Source organism: Streptomyces aurantiacus JA 4570 (assembly GCF_000414115.1).
Lineage (GTDB): Bacteria > Actinomycetota > Actinomycetes > Streptomycetales > Streptomycetaceae > Streptomyces > Streptomyces aurantiacus_A.
On the sequence record NZ_AOPZ01000073.1, the window covers coordinates 50,368 to 71,485 of the forward strand.

Annotated in this window: 20 protein-coding genes and 1 tRNA gene; 14 read left to right on the plus strand and 7 right to left on the minus strand. The window is 71.0% G+C overall.

Going from position 1 to position 21,118, the window contains the following annotated elements:
- Position 1: 1 nt before the first annotated feature.
- From STRAU_RS10225 to STRAU_RS10245, 5 genes are all read right to left on the minus strand, one after another.
- Positions 2-1,084 carry a 2-oxoacid:ferredoxin oxidoreductase subunit beta gene (locus tag STRAU_RS10225; protein WP_037658518.1) on the minus strand — a complete coding sequence of 361 codons (1,083 nt, stop codon included), beginning with the start codon at positions 1,082-1,084 and terminating at the stop codon, positions 2-4.
- Positions 1,077-3,011, minus strand: coding sequence for a 2-oxoacid:acceptor oxidoreductase subunit alpha (locus STRAU_RS10230; protein ID WP_016640205.1), 1,935 nt, complete (start codon positions 3,009-3,011; stop codon positions 1,077-1,079). The genes STRAU_RS10225 and STRAU_RS10230 overlap by 8 nt, the downstream gene beginning before the upstream one ends.
- 384 nt (positions 3,012-3,395) lie before the next feature.
- Positions 3,396-4,055, minus strand: coding sequence for a response regulator transcription factor (locus STRAU_RS10235; RefSeq protein ID WP_310592235.1), 660 nt, complete (start codon positions 4,053-4,055; stop codon positions 3,396-3,398).
- Between the two features lie 196 nt (positions 4,056-4,251).
- On the minus strand, positions 4,252-5,655 hold the full coding sequence (locus STRAU_RS10240; protein WP_016640207.1) for a sensor histidine kinase: 1,404 nt from the start codon (positions 5,653-5,655) through the stop codon (positions 4,252-4,254).
- 171 nt (positions 5,656-5,826) lie between these two features.
- Positions 5,827-7,011, minus strand: coding sequence for a sensor histidine kinase (locus STRAU_RS10245; protein WP_037658520.1), 1,185 nt, complete (start codon positions 7,009-7,011; stop codon positions 5,827-5,829).
- A 219-nt stretch (positions 7,012-7,230) separates the two neighbouring features.
- On the opposite strand from STRAU_RS10245, the gene STRAU_RS10250 reads away from it, so the two are divergent.
- The 12 genes from STRAU_RS10250 to STRAU_RS10305 all read left to right on the plus strand — a co-directional run bounded on the left by STRAU_RS10250 (position 7,231) and on the right by STRAU_RS10305 (position 18,589).
- The gene (locus STRAU_RS10250) at positions 7,231-7,632 is read left to right on the plus strand and encodes an NADH-quinone oxidoreductase subunit A (RefSeq protein ID WP_037658521.1); all 402 of its coding nucleotides are present in this window, start codon (positions 7,231-7,233) and stop codon (positions 7,630-7,632) included.
- Positions 7,623-8,264, plus strand: a complete 642-nt coding sequence (locus tag STRAU_RS10255) for an NADH-quinone oxidoreductase subunit B (RefSeq protein ID WP_016640211.1) — start codon at positions 7,623-7,625, stop codon at positions 8,262-8,264. The genes STRAU_RS10250 and STRAU_RS10255 overlap by 10 nt, the downstream gene beginning before the upstream one ends.
- The gene (locus STRAU_RS10260) at positions 8,261-9,349 is read left to right on the plus strand and encodes an NADH-quinone oxidoreductase subunit C (RefSeq protein ID WP_016640212.1); all 1,089 of its coding nucleotides are present in this window, start codon (positions 8,261-8,263) and stop codon (positions 9,347-9,349) included. The genes STRAU_RS10255 and STRAU_RS10260 overlap by 4 nt, the downstream gene beginning before the upstream one ends.
- On the plus strand, positions 9,346-10,314 hold the full coding sequence (locus STRAU_RS10265) for a complex I subunit 1/NuoH family protein (protein ID WP_016640213.1): 969 nt from the start codon (positions 9,346-9,348) through the stop codon (positions 10,312-10,314). The genes STRAU_RS10260 and STRAU_RS10265 overlap by 4 nt, the downstream gene beginning before the upstream one ends.
- Positions 10,314-10,871, plus strand: a complete 558-nt coding sequence (locus STRAU_RS10270) for a NuoI/complex I 23 kDa subunit family protein (protein ID WP_016640214.1) — start codon at positions 10,314-10,316, stop codon at positions 10,869-10,871. Before STRAU_RS10265 ends, STRAU_RS10270 begins: the two co-directional genes overlap by 1 nt.
- Positions 10,868-11,485, plus strand: coding sequence for an NADH-quinone oxidoreductase subunit J family protein (locus STRAU_RS10275; protein WP_016640215.1), 618 nt, complete (start codon positions 10,868-10,870; stop codon positions 11,483-11,485). The genes STRAU_RS10270 and STRAU_RS10275 overlap by 4 nt, the downstream gene beginning before the upstream one ends.
- Positions 11,485-11,904: an NADH-quinone oxidoreductase subunit NuoK gene (gene nuoK / locus STRAU_RS10280; RefSeq protein ID WP_016640216.1), complete on the plus strand. Its 420-nt coding sequence runs from the start codon at positions 11,485-11,487 to the stop codon at positions 11,902-11,904. The genes STRAU_RS10275 and nuoK overlap by 1 nt, the downstream gene beginning before the upstream one ends.
- On the plus strand, positions 11,901-13,895 hold the full coding sequence (locus tag STRAU_RS10285) for an NADH-quinone oxidoreductase subunit 5 family protein (RefSeq protein WP_016640217.1): 1,995 nt from the start codon (positions 11,901-11,903) through the stop codon (positions 13,893-13,895). Before nuoK ends, STRAU_RS10285 begins: the two co-directional genes overlap by 4 nt.
- A gap of 6 nt (positions 13,896-13,901) precedes the next feature.
- Positions 13,902-15,482, plus strand: coding sequence for an NADH-quinone oxidoreductase subunit M (locus STRAU_RS10290; protein WP_037658523.1), 1,581 nt, complete (start codon positions 13,902-13,904; stop codon positions 15,480-15,482).
- A 68-nt stretch (positions 15,483-15,550) separates the two neighbouring features.
- Positions 15,551-17,068 carry an NADH-quinone oxidoreductase subunit N gene (locus STRAU_RS10295; protein ID WP_037658541.1) on the plus strand — a complete coding sequence of 506 codons (1,518 nt, stop codon included), beginning with the start codon at positions 15,551-15,553 and terminating at the stop codon, positions 17,066-17,068.
- Between the two features lie 205 nt (positions 17,069-17,273).
- Complete coding sequence (gene htpX, locus STRAU_RS10300; protein ID WP_016640220.1) at positions 17,274-18,137, plus strand: zinc metalloprotease HtpX; 864 nt, start codon at positions 17,274-17,276, stop codon at positions 18,135-18,137.
- A complete protein-coding gene (locus tag STRAU_RS10305) occupies positions 18,134-18,589 on the plus strand; it encodes a YccF domain-containing protein (protein WP_016640221.1) in 456 nt (151 codons plus the stop codon). Before htpX ends, STRAU_RS10305 begins: the two co-directional genes overlap by 4 nt.
- Here the strand turns inward: STRAU_RS10305 and STRAU_RS10310 are convergent.
- Positions 18,577-19,854, minus strand: coding sequence for an APC family permease (locus STRAU_RS10310; RefSeq protein WP_037658525.1), 1,278 nt, complete (start codon positions 19,852-19,854; stop codon positions 18,577-18,579). The two genes, STRAU_RS10305 and STRAU_RS10310, sit on opposite strands and share 13 nt — an antisense overlap.
- A gap of 111 nt (positions 19,855-19,965) precedes the next feature.
- Between STRAU_RS10310 and STRAU_RS10315 the strand changes: the two genes are divergently transcribed.
- Positions 19,966-20,232 (plus strand): GlsB/YeaQ/YmgE family stress response membrane protein, encoded by a 267-nt coding sequence (locus STRAU_RS10315; RefSeq protein WP_016640223.1) that lies wholly within the window; start codon positions 19,966-19,968, stop codon positions 20,230-20,232.
- Between the two features lie 80 nt (positions 20,233-20,312).
- Here the strand turns inward: STRAU_RS10315 and STRAU_RS10320 are convergent, their stop codons facing one another.
- On the minus strand, positions 20,313-20,801 hold the full coding sequence (locus STRAU_RS10320) for a YajQ family cyclic di-GMP-binding protein (protein ID WP_016640224.1): 489 nt from the start codon (positions 20,799-20,801) through the stop codon (positions 20,313-20,315).
- A 209-nt stretch (positions 20,802-21,010) separates the two neighbouring features.
- On the opposite strand from STRAU_RS10320, the gene STRAU_RS10325 reads away from it, so the two are divergent.
- Positions 21,011-21,092, plus strand: a tRNA-Tyr gene (locus STRAU_RS10325).
- The last annotated feature ends 26 nt before the right edge of the window (positions 21,093-21,118 follow it).

Below are 21,118 nucleotides of genomic sequence, written 5' to 3' on the forward strand. Positions count from 1 at the left end.
ACTAGCCGACGACCGTCCAGGTGTCCCCGCCGGCCAGCAGCGCAGCGAGATCACCCTTGCCGTGCTGCTCGATGGCGGTGTCGAGCTGGTCGGCCATCAGCGTGTCGTACACCGGGCGTTCGGTGCTGCGGAAGACGCCGATGGGGGTGTGGTGCAGCGTGTCCGGGTCGGCGAGGCGGGAGAGCGCGAAGGCCGTGGTCGGCGACGCGGCGTGGGCGTCGTGGACCAGGATCTGCGACTGGTTCTCCTCCGTCACCGCGACCACCTTCAGATCGCCGGTGAGCGAGTCGCGCACGACGCCCTTGGAGCCGTCGGTGCCGAAGCGGATCGGCGCGCCGTGCTCCAGACGGATCACGGCCTCCTCGGCCTGCTGCTTGTCCTTGAGGACCTCGAAGGCGCCGTCGTTGAAGATGTTGCAGTTCTGGTAGATCTCCACCAGGGCGGTGCCCGGGTGGTCGGCGGCCTGGCGCAGCACGTCGGTGAGGTGCTTGCGGTCGGAGTCGACCGTGCGGGCCACGAAGGACGCCTCCGCGCCGATCGCGAGCGACACCGGGTTGAAGGGCGCGTCCAGCGAGCCCATCGGCGTCGACTTGGTGATCTTCCCGACCTCGGAGGTCGGGCTGTACTGCCCCTTGGTGAGGCCGTAGATCCGGTTGTTGAACAGCAGGATCTTCAGGTTCACATTGCGGCGCAGCGCGTGGATGAGGTGGTTGCCGCCGATGGAGAGCGCGTCGCCGTCGCCGGTGACCACCCAGACGCTCAAGTCCCGCCGGGAGGACGCGAGTCCGGTGGCGATCGCGGGGGCGCGGCCGTGGATGGAGTGCATCCCGTACGTGTTCATGTAGTACGGGAAGCGGGACGAGCAGCCGATGCCGGAGACGAAGACGATGTTCTCCTTGGCCAGGCCGAGCTCGGGCATGAAGCCCTGCACGGCGGCCAGGACCGCGTAGTCACCGCAGCCGGGGCACCAGCGCACTTCCTGGTCGGACTTGAAGTCCTTCATGGACTGCTTGCCCTCGGCCTTGGGCACGAGCTTCAGAAGCGTCTCGGAACCTGTGGGCCCCGCGAGCGTGGTGTCAGCCATCGATGGCCTCCTTGAGAGCCGTGGCGAGCTGCTCGGCCTTGAACGGCATGCCGTTGACCTGGTTGTACGAGACCGCGTCCACGAGATATTCGGCGCGGATCAGCGTGGCGAGCTGGCCGAGGTTCATCTCGGGGATCACCACCTTGTCGTAACGCTTCAGGACCTCGCCCAGGTTCCGCGGGAACGGGTTGAGGTGGCGCAGATGCGCCTGCGCGACGCTCTGCCCGGCGGCCCGCAGGCGGCGGACCGCGGCGGTGATCGGCCCGTACGTCGAACCCCAGCCCAGGACAAGGAGGTCGGCTTCGCCGTCCGCGTCGTCGACCTCCAGGTCGGGCACCTCGATGCCGTCGACCTTGGCCTGGCGGGTGCGGACCATGAAGTCGTGGTTGGCCGGGTCGTACGAGATGTTGCCCGTGCCGTCCTGCTTCTCGATGCCGCCGATGCGGTGCTCCAGGCCCGGCGTGCCCGGGATCGCCCACGGCCGGGCGAGGGTCTGGGGGTCGCGCAGATACGGCCAGAACACTTCGGTGCCGTCGTCCAGGGTGTGGTTCGTGCCGGAGGCGAACTGCACGCGCAGGTCCGGGAGTTGGTCGACCTCCGGGATGCGCCACGGCTCGGAGCCGTTGGCCAGATAGCCGTCGGACAGCAGGAAGACCGGCGTGCGGTAGGTGACCGCGATGCGCGCCGCCTCCAGGGCCGCGTCGAAGCAGTCCGCCGGGGTGCGCGGCGCGACGATCGGCACGGGGGCCTCGCCGTTGCGGCCGAACATCGCCTGGAGCAGGTCCGCCTGCTCGGTCTTGGTCGGCAGGCCGGTGGACGGGCCGCCGCGCTGGATGTCGATGATCAGCAGCGGCAGTTCGAGGGAGACCGCGAGCCCGATGGTCTCCGACTTCAGCGCCACACCGGGGCCGGAGGTCGTCGTGACGGCCAGCGAGCCGCCGAAGGCGGCGCCGAGGGCCGCGCCGATGCCGGCGATCTCGTCCTCGGCCTGGAAGGTGCGCACGCCGAAGTTCTTGTGCTTGGACAGCTCGTGCAGGATGTCCGAGGCCGGGGTGATCGGGTACGAGCCCAGGTACAGCGGCAGGTCCGCCTGGCGCGAGGCCGCGATCAGGCCGTACGACAGGGCGAGGTTGCCGGAGATGTTGCGGTACGTGCCCGTGGGGAACGCCTTCGCCGCGGGCGCCACCTCGTAGCTGACCGCGAAGTCCTCGGTGGTCTCGCCGAAGTTCCAGCCCGCGCGGAACGCCGCGATGTTCGCCGCCGCGATGTCCGGCTTCTTGGCGAACTTGGTCTTCAGGAACCGCTCGGTGCCCTCGGTCGGCCGGTGGTACATCCACGAGAGCAGGCCGAGCGCGAACATGTTCTTCGACCGCCCCGCGTCCTTCCGGGACAGGTCGAACTCCTTCAGCGCCTCCACCGTCAGCGTGGTCAGCGGCACCGGGTGCACCTGGAAGCCGTCCAGGGAGCCGTCCTCGAGCGGCGAGGTCTCGTACCCCACCTTCTGCATCGCGCGCTTGGTGAACTCGTCCGTGTTCACGATCACCTCGGCGCCGCGCGGCACGTCCCCGATGTTCGCCTTCAGGGCCGCCGGGTTCATCGCGACCAGCACGTTCGGCGCGTCGCCCGGGGTCAGGATGTCGTGGTCGGCGAAGTGCAGCTGGAACGAGGAGACGCCCGGCAGCGTGCCGGCGGGCGCCCTGATCTCGGCGGGGAAGTTCGGCAGCGTCGACAGGTCGTTGCCGAAGGACGCCGTCTCCGAGGTGAACCGGTCGCCGGTGAGCTGCATGCCGTCACCCGAGTCGCCCGCGAACCGAATGATCACCCGGTCGAGGCGGCGCACGTCCTTCTCGCCCGCTGCGGGCTTGCGCTGCTCTCCTACGACGGCTTCGTCGGCCTGCTCGGCCGGGCTACTGACCTGGCTGGTCACTGAACTGGACCTCCCTTGAGGCGGCTCTGCGGAAGCGGCAGGCCGCCCTGCGCTCCCATGGCCCACCCTACGTCTGTAAGGGTCACCTTCTTAGGGCCGCTCGCATGCTGGACGCACCTTTGAGACAGCTGAATGCCCCGATTTGTCATGCTGTGACTCGCCCCCCGGCCTTTCATGAAGACGCTCTCCGCTCATCCTTTGGTTCTAGGACCATGTGTGGTCCCAGGGCCGTGCTGCGGTGCAGTGTCGTGCAGTCCGTGCGAGTGATGCCACGGTGGCGCTGTGCGGTCGACCCGTAATCGTGTCCTGGTGGCGGGACGGCGGGCGGCGGTCGTCGGACTCGGTCGAAGTACCTCCCGGGAGGCTGCCGAACCCCTCGGGAATTCAGGAATTGAGGTACGTCAGCACGGCGAGCACCCGGCGGTGGTCCCCGTCGCTGGGGGAGAGCCCCAGCTTCAGGAAGATGTTGCTGACGTGCTTCTCGACGGCTCCGTCGCTCACCACGAGCTGGCGCGCGACCGCCGAGTTCGTCCGCCCCTCGGCCATCAGGCCCAGGACCTCCCGCTCGCGCGGGGTCAGGCCCGCGAGGACGTCCTGTTTGCGGCTGCGCCCGAGCAACTGCGCCACGACCTCCGGGTCCAGCGCGGTGCCGCCCTGCGCGACGCGCACGACCGCGTCCACGAACTCGCGGACCTCGGCGACGCGGTCCTTGAGCAGGTACCCCACGCCCCGGCTCGACCCGGCGAGCAGCTCCGTCGCGTACTGCTCCTCCACGTACTGGGAGAGCACGAGCACGCCGAGCCCCGGATGTCGCGCGCGCAACTTGACGGCCGCCCGCACCCCCTCGTCCGTGTGGGTCGGCGGCATCCGCACATCCGCGACCACGACGTCCGGCAGGATGTCCTGCGCCGCGAGATCGGTGATCGTCTTGATCAGCGCCTCCGCGTCGCCCACCCCCGCGACGACGTCATGTCCGCGGTCGGTCAGCAACCGGGTCAGGCCCTCCCTGAGCAGCACTGAATCCTCGGCGATGACCACCCGCACCTTGTCCTCCACGATGTTCCGGCCCCCATGCCCTGTCCCCGCCCCGCTGACAGGAACAAGCATCCCAGCATTCGGGCGCCCGGGCGTCACGCTCATTCAATTAGTCCGGCACCACTCAGCCCGTCCGGCGTTTGAGGACGAGGCCAGCCCCCTGGTTACGGGAAGGGGCGGGATTGGGGAATGCCCCGCAGGGCCCCTACCCCCGCCAAGGCAACTCCGCAGTGATCGTCGTCGGCCCACCCACGGGCGACTCGACCACCAGAATCCCGTCGACCGCGTCGAGCCGCTCCGCGAGCCCCGCGAGCCCGGACCCGGCCGAAACATCGGCCCCACCCTGCCCGTCATCACTGACCTGCAGCATCAGCCGGCTCTCGACCTTCCACACGTCCACGGAGGCCCGCCCGGCCCCACTGTGCTTGCTGATGTTCTGCAGCAGCTCGGACACGGTGAAGTAGGCGATCCCCTCGATGGCCGCGGCCGGCCGCGCCGGCAGATCCACCTCGACCTCCACCGGCACGGTGCACCGCGCGGACAGCGCGGACAGCGCGGCGTCGAGCCCCCGGTCGGTGAGGACGGCCGGATGGATCCCGCGCGCCAGATCCCGCAGCTCCTGCAGCGCCACCTTCACCTCGCCGTGCGCCTCGTCCACCATCCGCGCCGCCGCCTCCGGGTCCTCGGCGAGCTTCTCCTTGGCGAGGCCGAGATCCATGGCGAGGGCCACGAGCCGCGCCTGTGCGCCGTCGTGCAGATCGCGCTCGATGCGCCGCAGGTCGGCCGCGGCGGTGTCCACCACCACGCCCCGGTCCGACTCCAGTTCGACGACACGTGACACCAGTCGCGAGGGGCCGAGCAGCCCGAAGACCATGACCCGGTCGACGGTGGTCAGGGCGCGGATGATCCAGGGCGTGGCCAGCGTGATGAGAAGGCCGGTGGCCGCGGTGACACCGATTTCGAAAGGGTTGTCCAGGTATATGCGGTGGCCGTCGTCGCCGTAGAGCTGGATCCCGGCCTGCCCCCCGTACAGCGGGAACAGCCAGAACCACAGCGGATACGTCAGCATCGCCCAGCCGTACGTCCAGAAGGCCGCCGTCACCACGAACGAGAAGATGGCCCACGGCATGTGGATCACTGCGTACACGACGTGCCGCCAGGAGACGCCGCTCTTGAGGACGGCCCCCATCCACGCCATGAAGCCGCCGCCCCGGGTCTGCAGCGGATGCGGGTCGTTGATGCCCACGCCGAGCAGCGTCCGCGCCCGCATCCGCTCCAGCGCGCCGAAGCCGCGGAGGGCCGCGAGGCCCAGGGCGAGCACCGGAATGCCGATGAACGTGATCAGCAGGCCCGCGCCGACCGACAGCGTCGTCACCGCGAAGACGAAGCCGATGATGCTGATCGGGAACGACAGCAGCACATACAGGAACTCACGCCACGTACGCCCCTCCAGGGGCGCCCGCAGCGCGGCGGGCAGACGGCTCAGGCGGCTCTCGTCGCGCCCGCCGCCGGGGTGGCTGCCGTAGCCACCGTGGTCCTCGTGGCCCCAGCGGTCCTCGACGTCGGCTCCCATGAGGTGTCCGTACCCCTGTCCGTAGTCCGTGGCCATCGGTGTCGTCCGTTTCTTCTCGGCCCCGCGCGGCTCGTGCCCGCTCCGCGAGAGCTTCTCCTTGTCGTACGTCCAGACTGCGGGTCGGCGGCCGGGCGGACCATGGAGTGCGTCGGCCTCTTGGGCCGGGGGTTTTCCCCACCCTCCGGGGGTGGGCCAGGTCGGCGGACCTCACGCCTCCGCGCGGTCCCGCCACGGCAGTTCCGCCGTGATCGTCGTCGGGCCGCCGGTCGGCGAGTCGATGACGAACAGGCCGTCCACCGCGCCGAGCCGGTCCGCGAGGCCCGCCATGCCCGTGCCGCCGTCCAGGCTGGCGCCGCCGTGGCCGTCGTCCCACACCTGTATGAGCAGGCGCTGGTCGGAGCGCCACACCTCCACGCTCGCCGTCCGCGCCCCACTGTGCTTGCTCACGTTCTGCAGCAGCTCGGAGACCGTGAAGTACGCGATGCCCTCGATCGCGGCCGCCGGGCGCTCGGGCAGGTCGGCGGTCACCTTCACCGGCACCGTGCACCGCGAGGCGACCGACGAGAGGGCCGCGTCGAGCCCGCGGTCGGTGAGGACCGCCGGATGGATGCCGCGCGCGAGATCCCGCAGCTCCTGGAGCGCCAGCTTCACCTCGCCGTGCGCCTCGTCGACCATCGCCGCCGCCGTGTCCGGGTCCTCCAGGAGCTTCTCCTTGGCGAGGCCGAGGCCCATGGCGAGGGCCACCAGGCGGGCCTGCGCGCCGTCGTGCAGATCGCGCTCGATGCGCCGCAGGTCGGCCGCGGCGGTGTCCACCACGACGCCCCGGTCCGACTCCAGTTCGGCGATGCGCCGCTCCAGTTCGTCGGAGCGCGAGAGCAGGCCGCGCACCATCGCCCGGTCGGCGTTGGCCAGCGCCCGCGCGATGAACGGCAGCACCGGCCACAGCAGGAAGACCCCGAACGCCATGATGGTGAACGTCGCGATGCCCCACGGCAGCCGGATGAAGCCGTACAGCATCGTCCGCCAGCCCACCGGGTCCTTGAGGCTGGACCACAGCCAGGTGAGGAAGCTGCCGGAGCGCTTCGACGGCGCCGGCATCGGGCTCGGCTCGTCGATCCGCACGCCGAGCAGCAGCCTGGCCCGCCCCCGCTCGAACTTGCCGATCAGCCGCGCGCCGAACAGCGCGAGCGCGAGCAGCGGCAGGCCGACCACCGTCACCGACAGGGCGACGCCGATGGACAGGGACGCCACCACGTACACGAACCCGACGATGCTGGTCGGGAGGTTCACCAGGAGGTGTGCGATCTCCTTCCAGGTGTGCACGTCGAAGGCGAAACGGGCAGGCGGCGGGCCCTGCGGCTCGGCGTGCGAAGGCGAGGTGCTTGCGGTCATACGTCAAAGGTTGCCCGGCACGCCGCGCTCGCGCCATGAGGGGTGCCGCACGATCCCACTGTGGATAACCCCACCCCACACCCCAGCTTGTCCATGACGGTCTGCTTACCTCGCCTTTAGCAGGCCCTAGACTCCCGTGCGTACAGATCGTCGAACGGGCGAGACGGTGAGTGCCGGAGTTCGGGAATGTCAGGAGTGTTTCAGGAGTGAGGGGCTGACGTGCCAGTGACGACGCACCACACGGACGTCGCGGCGAGCTACTTCGAGTCGTACTCCGTCGTCGGACTGCTCGCCGTTGTGGGCGTGCTGTTCGTCGCCGTGGCCTTCGGCGCGAGCCGGCTCCTGCGCCCCGTCGTGCCGACCCCGGAGAAACTGCTCACGTACGAGTGCGGTGTCGACCCGGTCGGCGAGGGCTGGGCCCACACCCAGGTCCGCTACTACGTCTACGCGTTCCTCTACGTCATCTTCGCCGTCGACTCGATCTTCCTCTTCCCGTGGGCGACGGTCTTCGCCGCGCCCGGCTACGGCGCCGCGACCCTCGTCGAGATGTTCATCTTCCTCGGCTTCCTGGCCGTGGGCCTGCTGTACGCATACAAGAAGGGCGTCCTCACATGGGCGTGAACCAGGAGCACACAGGGCCGGCGGCGGCCGGGGCGCCGGCGGAGCCCGTGCTCCTCCCGGAGCCGAAGCGCCTCGGCGTCCTGTCCCGCCTCGCCCCCGAGCCGATGAAGGTGGTCCTCAACTGGGGCCGCCGCTACAGCCTGTGGGTCTTCAACTTCGGGCTCGCCTGCTGCGCCATCGAGTTCATCGCGGCCTCCATGGCCCGGCACGACTTCATCCGCCTCGGCGTGATCCCGTTCGCTCCGGGGCCGCGCCAGGCCGACCTGATGGTCGTCTCCGGCACGGTCACCGACAAGATGGCGCCCGCCGTGAAGCGGCTGTACGAGCAGATGCCCGAGCCCAAGTACGTCATCTCGTTCGGCGCCTGCTCCAACTGCGGTGGCCCCTACTGGGACTCGTACTCCGTCACCAAGGGCGTCGACCAGATCATCCCCGTCGACGTGTACGTCCCCGGGTGCCCGCCGCGCCCGGAGGCGCTGCTCCAGGGCATCCTCAAGCTCCAGGAGAAGATCGCGCGCGAGTCGCTCGGCGAGCGGTACGGGGCGAACGGCCCCCGGCCGTCCACGGCCGCGCTGCGCAGCGGCCTCGTCACGCCGCCCGCGCCCGGGGCCTCGGGGGTGGACGCCGGATGACCGGCTGGCTGCCCGCTCCCGTCGAGGAGCTGTTCGGCGCGGAGGCGACCGCCGAGGAGTCGTACGAGGTCCTGACGGCGGACGTCCCCGCCGCCTCCTGGACCGACGCCCTGCGCACCGCCCGCGACACACTCGGCTGCACCTACTTCGACTGGCTCAGCGCCGTCGACGAACCGGGCACGGGATTCCGCGTGTCCGCGCACGTCGTGGCCCTCGCCCCGGTGCGGCGTCTGCTCGTCCGTACGACCGTGCCGCACGAGGCGCCCGTGCTGCCGACCGCCGTCGACGTCTACGCGGGCGCGGCCTGGCACGAGCGCGAGACCCACGAGATGTTCGGCGTCCGCTTCGACGGCCACCCCCACCTCGTACCGCTGCTGCTGCCCGAGAACTTCGAAGGCCACCCGCTGCGCAAGGACTTCGTGCTCGCGGCGCGGGTCGCCAAGGCGTGGCCGGGGGCGAAGGAGCCGGGGGAGTCGGAGCACGGCGGCCCGAAGCGGCGTCAGATGCTGCCGCCCGGGGTGCCCGACCCGAACGAGTGGGGTCCCTTGAAGGGGCAGCTTCCGGCCGCTCCGGCGCGGCCCGCGCGGGGCGCTGGGCGCCCGGCGGGTGCGGGGCGCGCGGCGGGTGCCGCGGGTGCGGGGGAACGGCCCGCTCGACGGACGCGGACCGCGGGCGAAGGGTCGGCCAGCCAGGCTCCCGGCCAGGCCCCCAGCCAGGCTCCCGGCCAGTCCGCGGACCAGCCCGCCACGCCGGAGGCCACCACTCCGGTACGTCGCGCGCGCAGCGCGTCCCAGGGCTCGGCCTCACAACGTACGGAACCGGCGTCGACCCCGCCGTCGCCCCCCGTGACCGAACCCACGCCCGCCCCGGAGCCCGAGGCCAAGCCTCAGCCCGGGCCCCGCAGTGCCGACGCCCCCTGGCACCACGCCCGCCCGGCCTTCGAACCGGAAGCCCCGCGACCGGATGCTCCGGCGACCCCCGAACCGGAAGCTCCGCAACCGGATGCTCCGGCCACCCCCGAACCGGAAGCCCCCGAAGACCCCGAGGCTGAACACCCCGAAAACCGTCCAGGAGGCTCGCAGTGAACGACGCCCTCGACGTCGCCCTGCGACTCCTCGTCGTCTTCGTCGTCTTCCTGGCGCTGCCCCTGGTCATCGGCCAGACCGAGCACAAGGTCATGGCCCATATGCAGGGCCGCCTCGGCCCCATGTACGCGGGCGGCTTCCACGGCTGGGCCCAGCTCGTCGCGGACGGCGTCAAGTTCGCGCAGAAGGAAGACATCGTCCCGGCCGAGGCCGACCGCCGTGTCTTCCAGCTCGCCCCGGCCGTCGCCCTCCTTCCCTACCTGCTCGTCCTCCTCGCCATCCCGATCGGCCCCTCCGAGGGCGCGGTCGGGCAGGTCATCGACGCGGGCGTTTTCTTCGTCCTCGCCGTCATGGGCGTCGGCGTCCTCGGCTCGCTGATGGCGGGCTGGGCGTCGGCCAACAAGTTCTCCCTCCTCGGCGGCCTGCGCACCGCCGCCCAACTCCTCGCGTACGAGCTGCCGATGCTGCTCGCCGCCGCCTCCGTGGCGATGGCCGCGGGCACCGTCTCACTGCCCGGCATCGTGCACGCCTTCGAGTGGTGGTGGCTGCCGTGGCAGATCGTCGGCGCGCTCGTGTTCTTCGTCGCCGGCCTCGCCGAACTCCAGCGCCCGCCCTTCGACATGCCCGTCGCCGACTCCGAGATCATCTTCGGCGCGTACACCGAGTACACGGGCCTGCGCTTCGCCCTCTTCCTGCTCGCCGAGTACGCCGGGATCGTCGTCCTGTGCGGCCTGACCACCGTCCTGTTCCTGGGCGGCTGGCACGGCCCGTGGGGCGCCGACGGGCTCGGCTGGGTGTGGACCCTGCTGAAGACCGCCGTCCTCGCCTTCGTCGTCATCTGGCTGCGCGTCAGTTACCCCCGTCTCCGCGAGGACCAGCTCCAGAAGCTCTCCTGGACCCTCCTCGTCCCGCTCGCCCTCGCGCAGATCGCGCTCACCGGAATCGTGAAGGTGGCGATCAACTAGTGCCCCCGATCCCAGGAAGCGGCCTGGCCAAGGGCCTCGCCGTCACCCTCCGCACGATGACGAAGAAGACCGTCACCGAGCAGTACCCCGACGTCCAGCCCGACCTGCCGCCCCGCACCCGCGGCGTCATCGGCCTGTTCGAGGAGAACTGCACGGTCTGCATGCTGTGCGCCCGCGAGTGCCCCGACTGGTGCATCTACATCGACTCCCACAAGGAGACGGTCCCGCCCGCGGCGCCCGGCGGCCGCGAGCGCAGCCGCAACGTCCTCGACCGCTTCGCCATCGACTTCTCCCTCTGCATGTACTGCGGCATCTGCATCGAGGTCTGTCCTTTCGACGCGCTGTTCTGGTCCCCGGAGTTCGAGTACGCCGAGACCGACATCCGCGAACTCACCCACGAACGCGACAAGCTCCGCGAGTGGATGTGGACCGTCCCCGCCCCGCCCGCCCTGGACCCGGCCGCCGAGGAACCCAAGGAACTCGCCGCGGCCCGCAAGGCCGCGGAGAAGCTCGCCGCCGCGCAGGAAGCTCCGGCCGACCCGGAGGGGGACGCGTGACCTTCGCAGCCGTCGGCCACGGCACCCTCGCAGCCGCCGCCCCCCAGGGCTTCCTCTCCCCGACCGGCGTCGAGATCGCCTTCGTCCTCGTCGGCCTCGTCACCCTCGGCGCGGCCGTCGTCACCGTCACCACCCGGCAGCTCGTGCACGCCGCGCTGTGGCTGGTGGTGGCACTCGGCGGGCTCGCCGTCGAGTACCTGCTCCTGACCGCCGAGTTCATCGCCTGGGTCCAGGTCCTCATCTACGTGGGCTCCGTCGTCGTCCTCCTCCTCTTCGGTCTGATGCTCACCAGGGCGCCCATCGGCCGCTCCCCGGACGCCGACTCCGGCAACCGGCCCGTCGCGCTGGCCGTGGCGCTCGCCGCTGCCGCCGCCCTGGTCTGGGTCGTCGTCGACGCCTTCCGTACGCAGTGGATCGACCTCGACAAGCCGCAGGGCACCACCGACGTCACCGGCTCGATCCTCTTCCGGCACTGGGTCCTGCCCTTCGAGGCGCTCTCGGTCCTGCTGCTCGCCGCGCTCGTCGGCGCGATCGTCCTGTCCCGCAGGAACGCCGCCCGCTCCGAGAGCCCCGGCCCCCCGCGCGCCGCCGACAGCGACAAGGAGCAGCGCTGATGCACCTCGCCTATCCGGCCGTCCTCGCCGTCCTCCTCTTCTGCGTCGGCCTGTACGGAGTGCTCGCCCGCCGCAACGCGATCCTGGTCCTGATGTCCGTCGAGCTCATGCTCAACGCCGTCAACCTCAACCTCGTCGCCTTCGACGTCTGGCTGCGCGACGCCCTGCACGCCGGCCAGGCCCTGACCCTGTTCACCATCGCCATCGCCGCCGCCGAGATCGGCATCGGCCTCGCGATCGTCCTTGCGGTCTACCGCAACCGCGGCACCTCCGCCGTCGACGATCTCCGCGACACCGCCGAACGCCCCGACGACGGCGGTGGCGGCGGAGGAGACTCCGAAGGCGCCGCCGCCGAGCCCGACCAGCCCGACCGGCCCGCCGAGGGCAAGGCGTCGCAGAAGGCTGAGGCCACCGCGTGACCACGACCACCCTCGCCGTCCTCGTCCCCCTGCTGCCGTTCCTCGGCGCCGTCGCCGGCCTGCTGCTCGGCCGGACCGTTCCCGGCCTCGCGCGCCCGCTCGCCGTCCTGCCCGCGCTCACCTCGCTCGTGCTCGCCGCCGTCGTGGCCGCCCGCCAGGGCGGCGACGGCGCCGTGGACGCGGCCACCCAGCTCACCCCCACGGGCTCGGTGCCCGTCGAACTCGCCCTGCACATCGACGGCTTCGCGGCCCTCGTCGCCGTCCTCGTCGGCGTCGTCGCCTCCTGCGTGCAGATCTACTCGACGGCCTACCTGCGCGACGACCCGCGCTACCCCTCGTACGCCGCCCTCGTCTCGCTCTTCACCTCCGCGATGCTGCTCGTCGTCTACTCCGGCGACCTGATGGTGCTCCTGGTCGGCTGGGAGATCATGGGCATCTGCTCGTACTTCCTCGTCGGCCACTACTGGGAGACGCCCGAGGCGCGCGCCGCCTCCCTGAAGGCGTTCCTGGTCACCAAGCTCGGCGACGTCCCCTTCCTGATCGGCCTGTTCGCCCTCGCCGTGGACGCGGACTCGTTCCGGATCACGAAGATCCTCGCCACCGTCGCGAACGGCGGCCTCGACCACCCCACTCTCATCGCGCTGCTGCTCCTCGCGGGCGTCGCGGGCAAGTCCGCGCAGTTCCCGCTGCACAGCTGGCTGCCCGACGCGATGGCGGGCCCGACCCCTGTCTCCGCGCTCATCCACGCCGCGACGATGGTCGCCGCCGGTGTCTACTTCATCGCCCGGCTCCTCCCGGTGTTCGCCGCCTCGGCGGCGGCCCTGGTCGTCCTCGCCGTCATGGCCGCCGTCACGATGGCCGGTTCGGCGCTCGCCGCGCTCGCGCAGGACGACATCAAGCGCGTCCTCGCGTACTCGACGATCGGTCAGCTCGGCTACATGACCGGCGCCCTCGCCGTCGGCGACCGTGGCGCGGCCGTCTTCCACCTCCTGTCGCACGGCGCCTTCAAGGCGCTGCTGTTCCTCGCCGCCGGCGTGATCATCCACGCCGCGGGCACCAACTCGCTGGCCGCGATGTCCCGCATGAAGGATCTGCGGGCCCGCGTCCCCGACGCCTACTGGACGATGACCGTGGCGCTCCTCGCGCTCGCCGCGATTCCGCCGTTCAGCGGCTTCTTCTCCAAGGAGGCCGTCCTCGGCGCCGCCGAGCACACGGCCACCGGCCACGCCGAGTCCGCCCCGGCGACGGCCGGTTGGATCGTCCTCGTCGCCGGCCTGGTCACGGCCCTGCTGACCGCCGCCTACGCGGCCCGCCTGTGGCTGCTCGCCTTCTACGGCAGGGGAGCGGAGGCACCCGACCACGGAAGGCAGCCGGTCGCCATGACCGCCGTGCTCTGGGTGCTCGCCGTCCCGTCGCTCGCCTTCGGTGTGACCGTCGGCGCCCTCCCGGACTGGTTCGACGGCCACAAGCTGGCCCCGACGCTCACCACCTCCGTCCTCGGCACGGGCCTCGCCCTCGTCGGCGCCCTGGTCACGTACGGCGCGTGGCGGCACACCACCGCGCTCGCCGCCCGCGTCCCGATCGGCGCGGTCGCCGCCCACCCGGACGCCGACGCGGGCCAGGTCGAGGCGGAGGCCATCGCCACGCACGCGCCCGCGTACGGAGATGTCGCGAGTGCCCCCGACCCGGCGGACCCGGGCCGACTCCTGCTCGGCCCGCTGCACCGCCACGCCGCCGTCGGCTTCCACCTCGACGCCGTCTACGCGGCCCTGTTCGTCCGCCCCGTCCAGGCCGGCGCCCGTCTCGTCCGCTTCCTCGACCGCGAGGTCGTCGACACGTACGTACGCGGCGCGGGCACCGCACCCCGCTGGCTCGGCGCCGCCGTCCGCCGCGCGCAGACCGGCAATGTGCAGACCTATCTGAGCGCGCTGCTCGCGGGCACCGTCGTCCTGGCGGTCGCCGCCGTCCTCGTCGCCACCGCCGGAGCGTGAGCAGCCGTGATCGGTATCAGTGAGTCAGTGATGCAGTTCCTTCTCGCGTTGATCGTCGTCGGCCCGCTCATCGGCGCCGTCGCCGCTCTGCTCCCGGCCCCGCCCGGGCTGAAGGGGAAGTCGCCGGACCAGGCCGTGCTGCGCCACGGCGTGACCGTGACCGGCGTGATCCTTGCCGCCGCGGTCGTCCTCGCGCTCGGCTTCGACCACGACCATCCGTCGAAGATGCAGGCCACGACGGACATCAGCTGGATCCCCGCACTCGACGTGCGCATCCATCTCGGCATCGACGGCATCTCGCTCCCCCTCCTGGTCCTGACCGCGCTGCTGACCTTCCTCTGCGCGCTGTACAGCTACTTCAAAATGCCTGCGGGCCCGTCTCCCAAGGCATTTGTCGCCCTGATCCTCGTGCTCGAGTCCGGCACCCTCGCGACCTTCGCCGTCCTCGATCTGCTGCTGTTCTTCCTCGCGTTCGAGATGGTCCTCATCCCGATGTACTTCCTCATCGCCCGCTGGGGCGGTGAGCAACGGACCCAAGCCGCTTGGAAGTTCATCCTCTACACGCTGCTCGGTTCCGTCGTCATGCTGCTCGGCCTGCTCCTCATCGGGCTGAGGGCGGGCACATTCGACATGGTGGCACTCGCCACTGACAACGACCCTGGGCTGAGCACTTCCGTGCAGGTCATCGCCGTTCTGGCGGTCGGGATCGGGCTCGCGGTCAAGACGCCGATGTGGCCGCTGCACAGCTGGCTGCCGGACGCCCACACCGCCGCGCCCACCGTCGGCTCGGTCCTGCTGGCCGGTGTCCTGCTGAAGATGGGTACGTACGGGTTCGTCCGGATCCTGCTGCCTATCGCGCCCGACGGGATGGAGACGTTCGCGCCCTATCTCGCGGCGTTCGCCGTCGTCGGGATCATCTACGGATCGCTGGCCTGCCTCGCCCTCGCCAGGCCCGGCGCGAAGGGCGACCTCAAGCGCCTCATCGCGTACTCCTCCGTCGGCCACATGGGCTTCGTACTGCTCGGCATCTCGACCATGACGCCCACCGGCGTGAACGGCGCGCTGTTCGCCAACATCGCCCACGGCCTCATCACCGGCCTGCTGTTCTTCCTGGTCGGGGCGCTCAAGGACCGCACCGGCAGCAGCGACCTCGACACCCTCGCCAAGGAGTCCGGCGCCGCCCTGTACGGCAAGGCCCCGCGCCTCGGCGGCCTGCTCGCCTTCGGCGCCGTCGCCTCGCTCGGCCTGCCCGGACTCGCCGGATTCTGGGGCGAGATGCTCGCCCTGTTCGGCGCGTTCAAGCCCGCCGACGACCTCAGCCGCCCCGCGTTCCTCACGTTCATGGCGATCGCCGCGTTCGGCACCCTGCTCACGGCCGCGTACATGCTCATCGTCGTACGCCGCGTCTGCATGGGCCCGACCGCCGAAGCCGAAGGAACACCGAGGCTCGCCGACGTCCACGGCTACGAGTTCGCCGCCTGGACGCCCCTCGTCGCCCTCACCGTCCTCGCCGGCCTCTGGCCCGCGGCCCTCCTCGGCCTCACCGACCCGGCCGTCCAGCAGCTCCTCGCAGGAGGCAAGTCGTGACCGTCGCCGCAAGCACCGTCGAGGCGGGTGCCGCCCACTCCGGTGCCGTCGAAAGCTCCGCGAGCCTCATCCAGTCCGTCGACTGGGTGGCGGTCGCGCCGCCGACGATCGTGGCGGTCGTGGGCCTCGCCGTCCTCGTCACCGACCTCTTCCTGAGTGACCGGAACAAGCACCTCCTCGGCTGGATCTCCCTCGCTGGCCTCACCGCCGCGGGCCTGTTCCTGCTGCCGCTCACCGACTCGGACAGCGACGCCCGCTCGACGTTCTGCCTGAGCGGCCCCCGGGCCACCGCCTGCAGTTACACCGTCGACGAGTTCACCCTCGTCATCCAGCTCCTGGTCATCGGCGGCGCGCTGCTCACCGCCCTGCTGTCGATGACCTCCCTGAAGGACGCGCGGAACACCGACAAGGAACTCCCCGAAGGGGAGTTCTGGTTCCTGCTGCTCTCCTCGGCCGCGGGCGCCGCCCTGCTGCCCGCCTCCCGCGACCTGGCGACGCTCGTCGTCGCCCTGGAGGTCGCGTCCCTGCCCGCCTTCGCGCTGGTCGGCCTAAGGCGTGGCGACAAGCGCTCCTCCGAGGCGGCCCTGAAGTTCTTCCTCTCCTCGGTGACGGCGACCGCCGTGACCCTCCTTGGTGTCAGCTTCGTGTACGCCGCCACGGGCACGATGCACCTCACGGAGCTCGGCGAGAAGCTCGGGAACGTCGACGGGCAGCTGGACACGCTCGCGCGGACCGGCGTCGTCCTCACCCTTGTCGGCTTCGCCTTCAAGGTGGCGGCCGTCCCCTTCCACTTCTGGGTACCCGACACCTACGTAGGCGCGCCCCTGCCCGTCGCCGCGTACCTCTCGGTCGTCGGCAAGGCCGTCGGCTTCACCGGCCTGATCCTCGTCACGGTCGTCGCCTTCCCGGAGTACGCGGACGTCTGGGGCCCGGCGCTCGCCGCGCTCGCCGCCCTCACCATGACCGCCGGGAACGTCGCCGCCCTGCGCCAGCAGGCCACGCGCGCGTACAGCGCGGTCCGGCTGCTCGCCTGGTCCTCGGTCGGCCAGGCGGGCTACCTCCTGGTGCCGATCGCCGCGGCCGGATACGCCGACCAGCGCTCCGACGTCCTGGAGGCCACCGGCGCCACCGTCGCGTACGCCCTGATGTACGCCGCCGTGAACCTCGGAGCGTTCGCCGTCGCCGCCCTCGTCGGCCGCACCCAGGCCCTGAACCGTGTCAGCGACTACCGCGGCCTGTACGCGCGGAGCCCGCTGTCGGCCCTGGTCCTCGCGTTCTTCCTGCTCTGCCTGGCCGGCCTGCCGCCGGGCATCATCGGCCTCTTCGCGAAGGTCACCGTCTTCTCGGCGGCGGTCGACGCGGGCCTCGGCTGGCTCGCCGTCGTCATGGCGGCCAACGTGGTGATCGCGCTCTACTACTACCTCCAGTGGACGGCGCTGCTGTTCCGCGCGCCCCAGGGGGAGCCGGTCAAGCACCGCGTCCCCGCCCCGCTCACCGTGGCCATCGCGGTCACGGCCGTGCTCGGCGTCGCCCTCTCCGGGGCGCCCCAGCTCGTCCTGCAGTTCGCGGAGCAGGGCGTGCGCTGAGCGCAGATGGGCGCGCGCCGACCGCCGCACGCGGGCGCCCCCGGGCCATGCGAGGGGCCCGTCACCCGCGCGGCCCAACCCGCTCCTGAGCGCACAAGGGAACTAGCACCCTCCGCCTGGCGTTGACCAGTAAGGGAGGGTCCACTGAACAGTGGAAGCACCAGCAAGCAGAGGGTTCCCCCGCGCACCACCAGGAGGGCGTACCGTGCACCGCCGGACCAACGGGCTGAAAACCGCCGTACTCCTCGGGGGACTGTCCGCACTCATCCTCGTCATCGGCAGCTTCTTCGGGCGTACGGGCTTGATCATCGCGCTCTTCGTAGCGCTCGGCACGAACGCGTACGCGTACTGGAACAGCGACAAGCTGGCCCTGCGCGCGATGCGGGCCCGCCCGGTGAGCGAGTTCGAGGCCCCCGAGCTGTATCGCATGGTCCGCGAGCTCTCCACCCAGGCCCGCCAGCCCATGCCCCGCCTCTACATCTCACCGACCGAGGCGCCGAACGCCTTCGCGACCGGCCGCAATCCGCGCAACGCCGCCGTCTGCTGCACGGACGGCATCCTGCGCCTCCTCACCCCGCGCGAGCTGCGCGGAGTCATCGGCCACGAGCTGAGCCACGTCTACAACCGCGACATCCTGATCTCGTCGGTCGCCGGCGCCCTGGCGTCCGTCATCATGTTTCTGGTCAACTTCGCCTGGCTGATTCCGATCGGGCGGTCGAACGACAACGAAGGCCCGGGCATCTTCGGAATGCTCCTGATCATGCTGCTCGGCCCGCTCGCCGCGTCCGTCATCCAGCTCGCCATCAGCCGTTCCAGGGAGTACGAGGCCGACGCGTCCGGCGCGCAGCTCACCGGCGACCCACTGGCCCTCGCCAGCGCCCTGCGCAAACTCGACGCCGGGACGAAACAGTTGCCGCTTCCGCCCGAGCCACGGCTGGAAACGGCGAGCCACATGATGATTGCGAATCCCTTCCGGCCCGGTCAGGGTATGTCGAAGCTGTTCTCCACCCACCCGCCGATGGCGGAGCGCATCGCCCGGCTCGAGCAGATGGCAGGTCGTCAGCAGTGAAGACAGTTCTGAACGTCATCTGGCTCATCCTGTGCGGCCTGTGGATGTGCCTCTTCTACCTGTTCGCGGGCGTGCTGCTGTGCGTCACGATCATCGGCATCCCGTTCGGTCTCGCGTCGTTCCGCATCGGCCTGTTCGCGCTGTGGCCCTTCGGACGCAAGGCGATCGAGCGCCGGGGCGCGGGCGCGCCCTCGCTGATAGGAAACGTCCTCTGGGTGATCCTCGCGGGCTGGTGGCTCGCGCTCGGCCACATCTTCACCGGCCTGCTGCTGTGCGTCACGATCATCGGTATCCCGCTGGGCCTCGCCAACTTCAAGATGATCCCCATCTCGTTGCTGCCGCTGGGCCGCGAAATCGTGCCCACGGACGAGCCGTTCATCGCGGCCGGCCCGTTCGGCAGGCCCGCGCCGGCGAACCCGCCGCACCACCCGCCCGGGAATCAGGGCTGGTAGCCGGCCATCCTCTTCCGCGCTCCGTAGGCAGCCATCCCCACCACCAGCACCGCCGCACCCGCCAGCACCGAAGCCCCCGGCAGCGCGAACGCCAGCGTCAGGCAGCCGACGAGGCCCACCGCCGGCCCCACACGCGCGAGCGGCGCCGGACTCAGCGTCCACGCCGAGGCGTTGGCGATCGCGTAGTACACGAGGACCCCGAAGGAGGAGAAGCCGATCGCGCCCCGCACGTCCGCCGTCGCCGCGAGCACCGCGACCACCGCGCCCACGGTGAGCTCCGCGCGGTGCGGCACCCGGAAGCGAGGGTGCACCGCGGCCAGCGCGCCCGGCAGATGACGGTCCCGCGCCATGGCCAGCGTCGTCCGCGACACCCCCAGGATCAGCGCGAGCAGCGAACCGAGCGCCGCCACCGCCGCGCCCACCCGCACCACCGGCACCAGCCCCGGCGCACCCGCGGCCCGCACGGCGTCCGCCACCGGAGCCGTGGCCTCCGCCACACCACCGGCCCCCAGGACCGAGAGCACGGCCACCGCCACGCCCGCGTACACGCACAGCGCGATGCCCAGCGCCAACGGGACCGCCCGCGGAATGGTGCGCGCCGGATCGCGTACCTCCTCGCCGAGCGTCGCCACGCGCGCGTACCCCGCGAAAGCGAAGAACAGCAGACCGGCGGCCTGCAACACCCCTCCGAAGCCGCCGTCCGACAGCCCCACTTCGAGGCGCCCGGCATCGGACTCGGCCGACCCCAGACACACCGCGACGACGGCCACGAGCACCGCGAGGACCACGGCGACGATCATCCGCGTCAGCCACAACGACTTCTGCACGCCCAGGTAGTTGACGGCGGTCAGCGTGAGAACGGCGGCCACGGCGACCGCGTGCGCCTGATCCGGCCAGGCGTACGCGCCCACGGTCAGCGCCATCGCCGCGCACGACGCCGTCTTGCCGACGACGAACGCCCAGCCCGCCAGATACCCCCAGAACTCCCCGAGCCGCTCCCGCCCGTACACATACGTCCCGCCGGACGCCGGATAACGCGCCGCGAGCCGAGCGGAGGCCATGGCATTGCAGTACGCGACCACCGCGGCGACGCCGAGCCCGATCAGCAGCCCCGAACCGGCCGCCCCCGCCGTGGGCCCGAGCACGGCGAACACCCCGGCGCCCACCATCGCGCCGAGCCCGATCACCACCGCGTCGAACACGCCGAGCGTCCGCCGCAGCTCCCCTGTCCCAGCAGCACCCTGGTGCCCCACCGGCTGTGTCATGCGCCGCACCCTACTGGCGCCCGGGAACCGCGCGCGGCCCGCCCGACGTCCTCCAGGACAACAGCGCACGAAAAGGTACGAACAGCTACAGGCACGAAAAGGCAGGTCACCATGGGCATCATCAGCTGGATCGTTCTCGGGCTGCTCGCCGGTGCCACCGCCAAGCTGCTGCTCCCGGGCCGCGACCCGGGCGGCTTCATCGGCACGACGCTGATCGGCATCGCCGGAGCCTTCGTCGGCGGCTGGATCTCGGCACGCTTCCTGGACCGCCCGATAGCCGACCACTTCTACGACGGCGCGACCTGGGCCGCCGCCATCGGCGGCTCCCTCGTCCTCCTGATCGCCTACCGCATCCTCTTCGGCCACTCACGCCGCTGACGGCGACGACACAGACTGCGGCCAGCAGCAAGGGCGGGCACCCGGTCCGGGTGCCCGCCCTACGTCGTACGCGGCGGGGCCTACCGGTAGTTCACGAACTGCAGCGCGAAGTCGAAGTCCTGCCCCTTCAGGAGTGCCTGGACGGCCTGCAGGTCGTCGCGGCTCTTCGAGGTGACGCGCAGCTCCTCGCCCTGCACCTGCGCCTTGACGCCCTTCGGGCCCTCGTCGCGGATGATCTTCGCCACCTTCTTGGCGTTCTCCTGGGAGATGCCCTCCTGGATCGAGGCGAAGATCTTGTACTCCTTGCCGGAGAGCTGCGGCTCACCGGCGTCCAGCGCCTTCAGGGAGATGCCGCGCTTGATCAGCTTGGACTGGAAGACATCGAGGATCGCGTTGACCCGGTCCTCCGAGTTGGCCTCCATCAAGATCTTCTCGCCGGACCAGGAGATCGAGGCACCGACGTTCTTGAAGTCGTAGCGCTGCGAGATCTCCTTGGCCGTCTGGTTGAGGGCGTTGTCGACCTCCTGCCGCTCGACCTTCGAGACGATGTCGAAACTGGAGTCGGCCATGTCCTGTGGCTCCTTGTATCGGTGTCTGCGTACTCAGCGGATACACGGCCTTCGTCGCCGACCGCATCCGCAAAGCCTAGCCACTGCCCGCCCGCCGGGCCCCGGCCCCGGGCGCCGATCAATCGAGTGGCGAAGCACCCCTGGGCATCAGGTATCGTTTACGTCGTTGCCACGGACCACCGCGAACAGCGGTTCCAGGCAGCAACCCCGGCGGTGTGCCCGAGCGGCCAAAGGGAGCAGACTGTAAATCTGCCGGCTCAGCCTTCCCAGGTTCGAATCCTGGCGCCGCCACACGGAACAAAGGGCCCGTGACCTGC

Coding starts and splice junctions, on each gene's coding strand:
- STRAU_RS10225 (WP_037658518.1), bottom strand. CDS start 1,084: ATGGCTGACACCACGCTCGCGGGGCCCACAGGTTCCGAGACGCTTCTG.
- STRAU_RS10255 (WP_016640211.1), top strand. CDS start 7,623: ATGGGCGTGAACCAGGAGCACACAGGGCCGGCGGCGGCCGGGGCGCCG.
- STRAU_RS10315 (WP_016640223.1), top strand. CDS start 19,966: ATGGGCATCATCAGCTGGATCGTTCTCGGGCTGCTCGCCGGTGCCACC.
- STRAU_RS10320 (WP_016640224.1), bottom strand. CDS start 20,801: ATGGCCGACTCCAGTTTCGACATCGTCTCGAAGGTCGAGCGGCAGGAG.
- STRAU_RS10245 (WP_037658520.1), bottom strand. CDS start 7,011: ATGACCGCAAGCACCTCGCCTTCGCACGCCGAGCCGCAGGGCCCGCCG.
- STRAU_RS10260 (WP_016640212.1), top strand. CDS start 8,261: ATGACCGGCTGGCTGCCCGCTCCCGTCGAGGAGCTGTTCGGCGCGGAG.
- nuoK (WP_016640216.1), top strand. CDS start 11,485: ATGCACCTCGCCTATCCGGCCGTCCTCGCCGTCCTCCTCTTCTGCGTC.
- STRAU_RS10240 (WP_016640207.1), bottom strand. CDS start 5,655: ATGGCCACGGACTACGGACAGGGGTACGGACACCTCATGGGAGCCGAC.
- STRAU_RS10310 (WP_037658525.1), bottom strand. CDS start 19,854: ATGACACAGCCGGTGGGGCACCAGGGTGCTGCTGGGACAGGGGAGCTG.